Annotated in this window: 10 protein-coding genes and 1 pseudogene; 9 read left to right on the top strand and 2 right to left on the bottom strand. The window is 26.8% G+C overall.

The genetic code is table 11. The annotated features are described in order from the left end of the window. Window positions 1–255 precede the first annotated feature (255 nt). The 4 genes from Q0Y03_RS03175 (at window position 256) to Q0Y03_RS03160 (ending at window position 3,623) form a co-directional block, all read left to right on the top strand. Window positions 256–957 (top strand): DUF3800 domain-containing protein, encoded by a 702-nt coding sequence (locus tag Q0Y03_RS03175; RefSeq protein WP_297712389.1) that lies wholly within the window; start codon window positions 256–258, stop codon window positions 955–957. 410 nt (window positions 958–1,367) lie between these two features. Further along, window positions 1,368–2,420 carry a hypothetical protein gene (locus Q0Y03_RS03170; RefSeq protein ID WP_297712388.1) on the top strand — a complete coding sequence of 351 codons (1,053 nt, stop codon included), beginning with the start codon at window positions 1,368–1,370 and terminating at the stop codon, window positions 2,418–2,420. Window positions 2,421–2,448: 28 nt separating this feature from the next. Next, on the top strand, window positions 2,449–2,967 hold the full coding sequence (locus tag Q0Y03_RS03165; RefSeq protein WP_297712387.1) for a hypothetical protein: 519 nt from the start codon (window positions 2,449–2,451) through the stop codon (window positions 2,965–2,967). A 401-nt stretch (window positions 2,968–3,368) separates the two neighbouring features. Beyond that, window positions 3,369–3,623 (top strand): hypothetical protein, encoded by a 255-nt coding sequence (locus Q0Y03_RS03160; protein ID WP_297712386.1) that lies wholly within the window; start codon window positions 3,369–3,371, stop codon window positions 3,621–3,623. 197 nt (window positions 3,624–3,820) lie between these two features. Here Q0Y03_RS03160 and Q0Y03_RS03155 read toward each other — a convergent pair whose 3' ends face one another. Beyond that, window positions 3,821–3,970: a hypothetical protein gene (locus Q0Y03_RS03155; RefSeq protein WP_297712385.1), complete on the bottom strand. Its 150-nt coding sequence runs from the start codon at window positions 3,968–3,970 to the stop codon at window positions 3,821–3,823. 126 nt (window positions 3,971–4,096) lie between these two features. Here Q0Y03_RS03155 and Q0Y03_RS03150 point away from each other — a divergent pair. Both Q0Y03_RS03150 and Q0Y03_RS03145 read left to right on the top strand, forming a co-directional pair. Continuing rightward, window positions 4,097–4,195, top strand: a pseudogene (locus Q0Y03_RS03150) (arsenate reductase ArsC); the annotation flags it as partial. A gap of 369 nt (window positions 4,196–4,564) precedes the next feature. Continuing rightward, a complete protein-coding gene (locus Q0Y03_RS03145; RefSeq protein WP_297712384.1) occupies window positions 4,565–5,491 on the top strand; it encodes a hypothetical protein in 927 nt (308 codons plus the stop codon). Between the two features lie 22 nt (window positions 5,492–5,513). On the opposite strand, the gene Q0Y03_RS03140 is transcribed toward Q0Y03_RS03145, so the two are convergent. After that, window positions 5,514–6,680: an Mbeg1-like protein gene (locus tag Q0Y03_RS03140; RefSeq protein WP_297712383.1), complete on the bottom strand. Its 1,167-nt coding sequence runs from the start codon at window positions 6,678–6,680 to the stop codon at window positions 5,514–5,516. A gap of 253 nt (window positions 6,681–6,933) precedes the next feature. Between Q0Y03_RS03140 and Q0Y03_RS03135 the strand changes: the two genes are divergently transcribed. From Q0Y03_RS03135 to Q0Y03_RS03125, 3 genes are all read left to right on the top strand, one after another. After that, the gene (locus Q0Y03_RS03135) at window positions 6,934–7,572 is read left to right on the top strand and encodes a nitroreductase family protein (RefSeq protein ID WP_297712382.1); all 639 of its coding nucleotides are present in this window, start codon (window positions 6,934–6,936) and stop codon (window positions 7,570–7,572) included. A 421-nt stretch (window positions 7,573–7,993) separates the two neighbouring features. Next, entirely contained in the window at window positions 7,994–9,817 is a 1,824-nt protein-coding gene (locus tag Q0Y03_RS03130; RefSeq protein ID WP_297712381.1) for an alkaline phosphatase, read from the top strand. After that, window positions 9,817–11,697 carry an alkaline phosphatase gene (locus Q0Y03_RS03125; RefSeq protein WP_297712380.1) on the top strand — a complete coding sequence of 627 codons (1,881 nt, stop codon included), beginning with the start codon at window positions 9,817–9,819 and terminating at the stop codon, window positions 11,695–11,697. The genes Q0Y03_RS03130 and Q0Y03_RS03125 overlap by 1 nt, the downstream gene beginning before the upstream one ends. Window positions 11,698–11,916 lie beyond the last annotated feature (219 nt).

Below are 11,916 nucleotides of genomic sequence, written 5' to 3'. Positions count from 1 at the left end.
TTTACCGACTTAGGCTTAAAAAGCCTAACGCGTCAATATATTAAAATTCATTAAACTTAAAGAACCGCCGTGTACCAGACCGGTACGCACGGTGGTGTGAGAGGTCGGTAGATAAAATAATTATCTACCTCCTACTCGATTTTTATAATGATTGTGGATAATACTGTGGACAAGTTGTTAATAATGATGTGGATAAATTATTGTTAGTTATTAATAATGATGATATAATACTATTTATGGGCTAGGAGGAATAAAATGAAGGAATATTATTTATACTTTGATGAATCAGGAAATTTAGGAATTAAAGATAGATATTTTGTAATAGCATGTATATTAACAGAAAATCCAAAACAATTAGAGAATAAGATGAAAAAAGTCTTATTACATATAAAGAATACTTATAAAAATACTAAATGGAATGGGTATGAACTTAAAGCGAATTCATGTAAACCTTGGATAAAAGAGGTTATTTATAAAGCGATAGTTGAAAAGGATATTCAAATATCTTATATTGTTGCAGATAAAATATGGATTGATAAAAAATTGATGAAAGATAAAAATTGTTTGTATAATTACTTACTTAGTGTTTTATTGGATAATTTTAAAAATATATTTAGAAATAATAAAGTTAACTTAATACTAGATAATAAAACTGTAAAGGTCCAATCTATAAATTCTTTTGAAGAGTATATAAAAATACATATTAATTATACACAAAGATTAAATTCAGATATAAGTGTTAAATATATGGATTCAAGTAGCAAATCTGCTTATATAGTTCAAGCAGCAGATTATATAGCAAATGCTATTTTTGCTTATTATGAGCATGGATACAAGTCGTACTATGATATAATAGAATCTAAAATAGATACCGTAGAATTATTTCCAAGAAGAAAGTTTGGTAAAGATACTGTAACAATGAAAGAGGTTGCGGCAACAAAAAATATTGACAAATGATAAATATGTGGTATACTAATAATAGTTACAGGGTAAACCCAATACTAATGTATCAGTAAAAAAGTATATAAGCTGCCTGTGTGGTAGCCGTTATATTGGTACCGTAACACTAGCCCAAAGGGGCTTATTTTTTTGTTTTTAATTATATTAACTAGGTGATTATTAGATTTGGTAGTTAGTAAAAGGCTAGTAGGTAGGAGAAATCTTACTTACTAGCCTTTATTTTGCTTTGTTGATTTATGGCATATTTTGTCGAAAATATTGATAAATATAAGTACAAGCTATAAAATAAAAGAAGCTACATATATGATTTGCAGATCATGTAGCTTCAAAAGAATAAATTGTATTTCATTAATATACCTCTATTATACTTGGTTTATTTTTGAAGTGCAAGAATTATGGAGGTAAAAATGAATAGAAAAACAGAGCTTTACAAAATTATTGTAGAGGACAAGCATGTAAATAAGGAAGGTTTTTTTGATGAATTAAAAAGTGATATAATTTTAAAAACTTTCTTTAAAGATTATTATGAAAATATAGTATATAGTAATACTATAGAAGAAATTACTGATAATGGTGAAAGTGTAGATTCAGAAGTTGCTGCAGAAGAAGCTACATCAAATCAATATGATAAGAAGATAGACATAAAAAGTAAAAGTATATGTTACTATGTTAAATCAGTTGAAGAAGTTGATAATGAAAATGAAGAAATTGATAAGACTAGAAATGTAATAATAGAGTACATAAAGTATGATAAACAACTTAAGGTGGTTGATAAAGATACTCTTGAGAAGAAATTTGAAAAAAGCAAGAATCAAGGTGATCTAGAAAAACAACATTATATAATACAAACTCTTGACAAAAGTAATAAGGCTTTAATTGTTTGGGAGAAGGTATTAGGGGCTGTAACTTTAGGACTAATTGAGAAGAATATTAATTCTGCTTTTAGAAAATGGATAAGGAATAACTATGAAAATGATAAGGATAAAAAACATGAGTTATTAGGATTTCATATAAAAATATATCCAATACCATCAAAAGATATTTTTGTTGAGTTATCTAATTTAGATAAGGTTTCTTTGATGAAAGTTACAGTAAAAAAAGAAAAGTTAACATTTGATGAAGATATAGTGTTTTCTGAAGATAACATAAGTAGAGAAGATGTAGATTTAATATATAAGCCAATTAAAGGTTTATCATTCTCAAAAAGTAAAGTTGAAGGATATGTAAGAAAATTTATTAATGGTGAAAAAATAAAAAGAATATTAATTAGTGGTAAAAGAGATGGAAATCTAATAACATTAAACACAGAGTTAATGAAAATGAGTGAATATATAGATGTAAAAGTTGGGGAAGATGGATTAGTAGATTCAGAAGATTTATTTAAAAAATATTATGATCTAATAAATAAAGACAATGAATACTTTAATGAAATATTTATTGATATAAATTTAGAAGAATAATATACTAAAATTATAAGGAGGTGTTAAAATGCTTAAAAAAACATACATTATTTTATCTAATTTTTTTCACTCATTAAAAATCAAAGAATTTTTAGAAATAATGGTTTCACCATTTATTTTCACAGTAATAATATATGTACTTTGTAATACCTCTATAAATGATTTTAGTAAGTTTGCTGATGATTTTACTAATATGGTTATCAGTATTACATCAATATTAGGAGCCTTTAGTTTAGCAACATTAAGTATAATAATAACATCATCAAATAGCAATATAGATTATGCAAAGAAAGAATTTACAGAAAGAAAAGATAGATTGAAAAAAAATATAACATATTATAAATTACAAGTATTAAGAAATTTCTTTAGTTTATTTCTTTTATTTGGATTATTATTATATTCAATAGCATTTAAGTTTTTACAAAGTGTAGTAAGTAATATCGATATTCTTTTCTATATTGAGTTATATATGCTAATGGTTGCAGTTATTTCTCAGATTTTTATTATTCAAAGTATGTATTTTCTATTTGTAGAGCCCAAAAAATAAAAAGAGTAGGAGAAACCTACTCTTTTTTGTTTAAATTAAATAAATTCTTTTTAGCTTCTTCGTATTGCTCATAAGTAAAAGAAATATTATTTTCCTTTAAAACTTCAACTTATCTATATAAGTCAACTATGGTTTTACCTTTTTTCATTTTAAAAGGATTATCTATGTCACAACATTTATACATCTTTATTTCCTACAATAATAATATATTGTATTAGAGTGCGTTGTATATAACCTTTTAAAAGTACTATAATAAAACTTTTAAAAAATTTACAAAGAACTACAATCTATATTTATATAATTAATTTTACAATTAATAGCACTACATTTGGAAAATATGTTACTATTAAATTATAATTGTATTAATTTGGTTATCATAAATAATAAAAAGGGGGATATATATGAAAAAAGTAAATATTAGTAAAGGAATTATGATAAGTGGAATAATTTACGCATTAACATTATTATTAGAAGTATTAATTCAGGGGATCACTTTAAGTTCATCGAATGGTGATTTTGTTGTTATGAATATTTATCTTATATCATTAGTAATAAGACCTATTTCGCTTATAGTATTTATTATATTTGCTTGTAAAGCATTATCTATAATATTAAAAGCATGTTCTATATTGATTAATGAGAAGAAACAATCTTAAATTATCACCAATAAAAAGAAAAATAATCATTATAGAATAAAATAAATATAAAAAGGAAATCACCAATTGTAGACGAAAGTGATTTCCTTTTTACGGCTAAACCAAAACGTATTAAGTTTGAAATTTTAACAAAAGTGAAGGAGTCACTTTAAATTTAATATATCATAAAAATTACCAAATTTCAATTATATATAAAATTAAATCTTAATTAAATATTCATCCCTTCCAATTCCTTTAATATCTATATTATTAGTCTTTAAGAAATCAATAAACTTGTCTACAGTTTCAAAAGAAGAAAAATCAATTTTTAATATCAGCTCTTTCTTATCATCTTCATTTGTAGTCATATACAATCCCCCTTAAAATAAAAATAAACAATATTATTATAAAGTTAGATAAAGCTTATTTTCAAATGTAATTGTTAGAAGTAAAGTTAAATATAGCAATAAAAACTTATTATTAATATATCGTTACCAACTGGAAAAGAGGATAATGAGTTTATTAAGATAGCAAGAATTATAGAGATAAAAGTTAAAGACTTAGTAAAAAGAATTAAAAATAATAACTTATAATAGATATAAAATAATAATTAAATTTAAACTTTAAAAGTACTATTCTTAAGAAATAAGTAAAATATAATTCCAATAATTCAATTGGATATCCAATAGGAGCCACTTTAAAAATGGTAACTTGTGAATTATGGGGTAGACCAATATCAAGAAAGCTATTTCTTAATGTACCAGTATAATCTACATTTATTTCTAATTAATCTAATATTATTTAAATCAACCAGCCTTTTTATTCTTTTATAATTACAATATTTATTTATAAAATATAAATTTATACTAAGATGTAACTGTGGAAAGGTGATGATTCACTTTTAGTTAGTGTGCATGTTATAATAAATTAAATGCTATATAAAGAAAAGGAGAACTATTAATATGGGGTTATTTGATATTTTTAACAAAAATAAAGGTAAAAAACAACAAAGAATAGAAGAGTGTTTTAGCGAAACTGGAGAATTATTAGGTGAAATAATTGATTTAGCATCAAGATATTCTATTGATGATAATTTATTAGATAAATATAGTAAAGAAGGAAAAGAAATAGTTCTTATTAATAAAGTAAGATTAGAATTAGAATCAGTACTAGTAGGCTTTGGAAAATCATTAAATGAATATTACAATAATGAATATAATACTGTCAAAGGGGTGGCAAAAGAAAATAGTAATTTTTCATACTCTTTAGATGCATTAGTAGTACTTTTCAATAATTCTCTTGATTTATATTCAGAAAATGAAGAAGTAAGAGATGGATTAAATTCTTGCTATAAAATATGTAATAGTGAATTAATTACGGTTAAAGAAATTTTAAGTAATGATAAAGCTATTCAAAATTTTACTGGAATTATACCAGTGATTGAAGAAGTTGAAGAAATAATAGAGGAAACTTCAAATAATGAAGAGATAATTACTGAAGATTCATCAAAAGAAGAAAATATTACATTTGTTGAAGAGGATGTTAATAGTGAGGTTGATGGAGACATAATAGTTAATACAGAAAAGATGAAAGTTTATTTTATTAGAATAAGTCGTAATGAAGAAGATGAAATAAATTTAAATTTATGTATTGAAAATAAGTTAGATAAAAATGTTATAGTTCAAGGTAAGAATGTATCTGTAGATGAAATTATAACAGAGCCAACTTTTAGTTGTAATATTAAAGCTAATGCTAGGGTTTATGAAAAAATGACATTTAAAAATGATATACAACAATTAGTAAACTTTAAAGGAACTTTTTCATTGATAGAGTGTGAGTCAACTAAAGTTATTGAGGAATGTACAGTCTCAATGTTTGAAGAGGACTAATAAATTAATAGGAAAAAGAGAGTTAATATAATATTTTATTAGCTCTCTTTTTTGATAAATTTGATATAAAGTTTTTATTAAAGTAAGATATATTTTCTTTATCTGTATGAGTAAGATTTTTAATATAAATTATTGAAAGTTCCTTAATTAACTGAATAATCATAGATTTTACTTCTGAATCCATGTTTTTTAGTGAATTTAAAATAATAGGAATATTTTTTTGCCAGTTTTGAGTTATTTCAATAAAAGTTTCAGAATTAGTGGAATCAAAGATATCAAATATAGTTTCTATAAATAATTTGCGTTTTTTATCACATACTTCACTTAACCATCTATGTAAAGTAGCATTAGTATATCTAGAGCCTGGAGAAAGCTTTTCTAAATAATTAAAATCAGAATTAGTTATTTCCCAGGAAAAGGGATTATGTTGTCTTATACCACCAAACTTATTACTTTTGACTACATGATAATCTTCGTGATTTTCAAGAAGCATTCCTATAAAGGAGGAATGAGGTAATGTTTTATGGATCTTATCTTTTATTTTGGCAAAAGCATCACTTTTTATTATTTCTTCTCTAAAGCCAGGTCCATCATGGCTAAATATTTTTTTTATACGAGGAGCAATTCTATAATTACAATTCATAGAGGCATAAACAGCAATATTTCCACCTTTAGAATGACCTCCAACATAAAGGCTGTGAGGAATCAACTTCGCAATAGTATTTAAATACTCAACACCTTCTATTTGAGAAGGAACAGGTGCAGTAAATGCCATATTAAAATCTTCTTTCCATCCTACAACACTATAATCTGTTCCACGAAATGCTATATAAGCATATGTATTATTTAAAATAAATGTTGTTGCAGAAAACTGTTTTTCAGAAATAGGATCAGTTTTGGAAATATGATAATTAATTCCTATATCTCTAAATCTAGGACTTGCAGCAAGAGAAAAAAGTAGTTGTTTAGTAGATTCTTCATAAGGAACTTTATCAAACATTCTAGGAAATAACTCTGCTTTTAATAAATCTTTAAATTTTACTGGTTCTCTATTTGAGTTTATACATCCAACCAAATTATTAAGTATTATATTGCTAATTTGGGATAGTATCAAAGAATCTATAGCGTTAAATTCCTTTTCATTTAAGGTAGCTAACTCTTTTTCTGCGTAGTTAATAATATTTTCCATAGTAAACTCCAATTATAAAAATATATTATGTGAAATAAAAGTATTATTAATTATTGTTTTCTCTCAAATAGCAAGAAAGATACATTAAATTAGTATATAATTGAATTAGTGCATATTTTATATTTAGAAACTTTAAAAAGAAATGAGGTAAATTTGTGAATACAACATTAGAAAAGAAAGAAAATTATAGGGGTAGTTAAAGTAATAAAATAAAAATAGCATTATATAAGAAAGATTAAAAGGTGAGTAACAGATGAAAAGTTTAGATTTTATTTATAATAGAAAAAGTGTTAGAAAGTTTAAAGATAGTGAGGTACCAAGAGAAGATATTATAAAAATGCTTGATGCTGCAATACATGCGCCATCTCCAAAGAATCAGCAAACATGGCATTTTGTTGTAATTCAAAATGGGGAATTAATAAATAAAATTGCTGATATAGTAGAAAAAAATCATACTAATTTAGCAGAAATGGCTAAAGTAGAAAAACAAAGAAAGTTAATGATGACTTTATTGCCATACTATACATGTTTTAAAAATGCACCTGTATTAGTTGTAGTATATTCAAAAGAATATTACATGATAGAAGAAACTATTCTTAAAGATAATAATGCAAGTGAAGAAGTATTAAATGAGTTAAGATTTCCAAATTCAGCAGCTCAAGGAATCGGTGCAGCTATAGAAAACTTCTTATTAGCAGCAACAGAATTAGGGTATGGAACTTGCTATATGACAGGACCTACTCACTCTAAGGGTGAGATTGAAGAACTTATTAATTTTGAAAAGGATGAATATAAATTAATGGCAATGATTTCGCTTGGAGTTGCAGAAGGTGACACTCTAAATTCACCACCACGTAAGAGTTTAGAGGAAGTAGTTACTTTTGTTGAATAGAATGTAAATTGGTTGTAAAAAAATGTATGCACCTCCGGGGAACACCCATAAAATGGATGTAGAATTTAATCATAAAATAAAGTAGTTGTAAAGTTGATTTTTACAACTACTTTATTTTTTTAATTATGGTAATTTAGCATGAATAATATACCCTTCAGGTGTTTCCTTTATATCATTTTTAATATAAGGCTTAGGCATAGCTTTATAGATATTGTAGAAAATAATATTAAAAGATAGTTAATCAAAGAAAAGTTAACAATGTAATAATTAGTGTAAAAAAATAGGTGTTCCTTCGGGGAGCATTCATATATTGTTAACTAAGGCTTAACAAAAGTTAGCAAGCTCTTAATATCAATTTAAAGAAGATCACTTACAGTAAATTATGTAATATATGTAAAAGATACACAGGGAGGATGAATTAATGAGTAAAAGAATAAGGAGTATAATAGCTGCTTTTTTAGTAGTAGCAGGGGTTACTACTAATATACATGTATCAAAAAGTGATGTAGCTTATGCAAATGAGAGAGGTAAAGCTAAAAATGTAATTATGCTTATAGCTGATGGGATGAGTACGGAGGCTATCACATTAGCAAGGCATACAAAAGGTGATAGTTTAGCTATGGATGAGATATCTGTAGGAAGTGTAATTACAAGTTGGGCAAATGGGCCAATAACTGACTCTGCACCAGGAGGAACTGTATATGCAGCTGGTGAAAAGACTAATAATAAATATATTGGAACATCAGTTAATGATACTCCAATGGCTAGTATTTTGGAGGGGGCAGAAAGTGTTGGAAGGGCTACAGGCATAATAGCAACTAGTGAAATAACTCATGCAACACCAGGTGATTTTACAGCACATACAAACAATAGAAAGTATTATAATCAAATATTGCAACAACAAATAAATCAAGATATGGAAGTTGTTTTAGGTGGTGGATTTAATAAGCCAAGTGGATTTTCATCAGAAGTTTCAAGTGAAGAATTTACTTCTTACTATGAAGATCAAGTAAATAATATTAAAGAAGAAGGCTTTGATTTTATCACTACAAAAGACGAATTAACAAGTTATGATGGTGATAAATTATGGGGAAGTTTTGCAGATGCAGATTTAAAATATGATTTTGATAGACAAAGTGATAATGATAATCTTCAACCTTCCTTAGCAGAAATGACTGATAAGGCTATTGAAATTTTAAACAAAGATGAAGATGGGTTCTTTTTAATGGTAGAAGGTAGTAAGGTCGACTGGGCTGCTCATGCCAATAACACTGTAGGAATAGTATCAGATATATTAGCATTTGATGAAGCTGTTAAAGCAGCAGTTGAATTTGCAAAAGCTGATGGAAATACAGTTGTAGTAGTAACAACAGACCATGGTAATAGTGGTATAACTATTGGAAGTAGTTACTATAATGAAAATATTGAATCATATGATAAAGCAACATATGCAAATACTACCGACTTATTAAAAAATGCAACAATTACTGAAGAGAGGTTTAATGAAATAGCATCAGGTAAAAGTAATGATGAAATAAAAGCATTAGCTAAAAAATACTATGGAATAGATTTAAATGATGAAGAATTAGCTATAGTAAAAGGTGAACAAGGGGAAGGAAGACAAGGAGGAATAAGAGAAGTAATAGCGAGAAGAGTTGGAATTGGATATACAACTGGTGGGCACACAGGAGAGCAAATTTATCTTGGAGTATATGCACCATCTGATGTAGAACTTTTAGAAGGTGTTGTCGATAATACAGAAGTAAATAAATATATGCAAAGAGTTTTATTTGGAGAAGAATTATTAAGTTCTTATACAGAGGAAATTTATCAAGATGGTGAAGTTATATTAAATAAAATAGAAGGAATTAAAACTTCTGTAGATGAAACTATTAAGTATTCACCAAAGCTTACTATAGAAAGATTAGGGAATGTTATTGAAGTGGATTTATATACTAATAACTATAGAGTTAATGGGGAAGAAAAGGAATTAAAAACTGTAGTTCCATATATAAATGGCAAATACTTTATACCAAAAGAATTAATAGATATAGTTTCAGATTTAAAAGAAAATACTAATTCTAAAGATGTTGAGGAAAAAGTAGAAGAAAACATAGTAAATATAATAGAAGAACAAGCAATCACTGATATTAATTCAGAAGTAAATGAGATTCAAGAGAAAACTGCAGTATATAATCAAGATAAAATAAAAGAAGATATTGAAGAAGTAGGAGGGGAAAACTAATGATTTCAAAGAAAACTAGAAATACATTAATTTCAAAAGCAGGAGTATTAATATTAGGATGTACACTTGTATTTGGATCAATTAATCCTCTTACTACTAAGGCTAATGAAAAAAAGGTTAAAAATGTTATTTATTTAATTGCAGATGGAATGAGCGATGGAATACTTACTGCAGCAAAATATTATAACGATATTCAAGATGGAACTTTAGGTAATGATAAATTATATATGGATAGCATTAGAAGTGGATTTGTTAAAACATCATGGGCAAATGGACCAATTACAGATTCAGCTCCAGCAGGAACAGCATTATCCTCAGGATATAAAACTAATCCAGGTGTTGTAGGGTTAAATACTGAAGGAACACCACAAGCTACAATATTAGAGGCTGCAGAATTAAATGGATTATCTACAGGTATAATTGCTACCTCTGAAATAACTCATGCAACACCAGCAGCTTTCTCAGCTCATGTTGAAAATAGGCAAGATTACAATTCTATTATGAAACAACAGTTATATAAAGGTATAGAAGTTGTATTAGGTGGAGGAAGTTTATTCTTTGAATCTACTGGTGGTGGAAAAAGAAATGATGGTAAAGATTTAACGGAAGATATAAAGGAATTAGGTTATGATTATGTTACAACTAGGTCAGAAATGAATGAAAGCAATTCAGATAAACTTTGGGGATTATTTGCAGAAAAAGACTTAGCATATGATTTTGATAGAGTGGCAGAAGAAAATCAGGAAGAGCCTAGTTTAGCAGAAATGACTGAAAAAGCTATTGAAGTCTTAGAAAAAGATGAAGAGGGATTCTTTTTAATGATAGAAGGAAGTAAAATCGACTGGGCAGCTCATGCAAATGATCCAGCAGGAGCAATTGGAGATATTTTGGCCTTTGACGAGGCTGTTCAAGTTGCATTAGACTATGCAAAAGAAAAGCAAGATACAATGGTTATAGTCACAACAGATCATGCTAATAGTGGATTTAGTATAGGTAATGAAAGTACAACAAGTGGATATGATGATTTAACTTTTGAAGAGTCAATAATGCAAATGAAAGATTTCAAATTAAGTGCAGAAAAGTTTACTTCTTTAGCAGAAGGAAAGTCTGATGAAGAAGTTAAAGCCTTGATAAAAGAATACTATGGTTATACAGATATTACTGATGAAGAGCTTGAATATGCAAAGAATGGGCAAATAAATGAAGTAATGAAAATTCGTGCGAAGCTTGGATATACTACTGGCGGACATACAGGTGGAGATGTTTATTTAGGTGTTTATGCTCCTACAGGAGTTGAAAAGCTAAGAGGTACAGTTGATAATACAGAGTTACCTCAATATATAGCAAGTAATTTAGGATTAAATTTAGATTCTGCAAGTGAAATATTATATCAAGATATAAAAGATAAAGTAGAAGCTGAAGGTGCAACATTTACAGTTAATACTGATGATACAGAAAATTCATATTTCTTAATTGAAAAAGAAGATAAAATTTTAAAAGTAATTGCCAATAGCAATGTAGTAGAAGTATATGTAGGTGATGAAAAAATTGAAGATAAAAGATTGTCATCAGTATCTATATTAACAGGAGGCATTGCATATGGTAATGCTGATGAAGTAGTAGAAATATTAAATGAAAAAGTTTCTGATGATACAGTAGCTGGTGACAGCAATGAAGATAATAGTAATAATGATTCAGTATCAGATTCTACAGAAAGTTCAGGAACAAATAATGGAGATAATACATCAAATTCTTCAAAGAAACCATCAAGTTCTAAGTTACCTCAAACTGGTACTCTTGTAGGAAGTGGATTAGTAGCAGTATTAGGAGCTACATCTGTGGTAACAGGTATGTTTGTTTATAAGAAAAAGAAAAGATAAATTTCATATTTTAATAAGGCTATAGAAATGTTTATGATAAAGTAAATATTTCTATAGCTTATTTAATTTAACTTTATTTATAGTCATAACGAATATTTTTAGATTTAATATCAGTAAAGCTGATAATTTGTTATTTATTTTAGAAATATTAAAATGAAAACAATATACAAAATATGGTATAATTACACTATAAAGAAAATAAAAGGGGAAATGAGAAAA

Source organism: Clostridium sp. (assembly GCF_026168755.1).
Classification (GTDB): Bacteria; Bacillota; Clostridia; order Clostridiales; family Clostridiaceae; genus Clostridium.
This window is presented reverse-complemented; position numbering and strand designations above follow the sequence as displayed.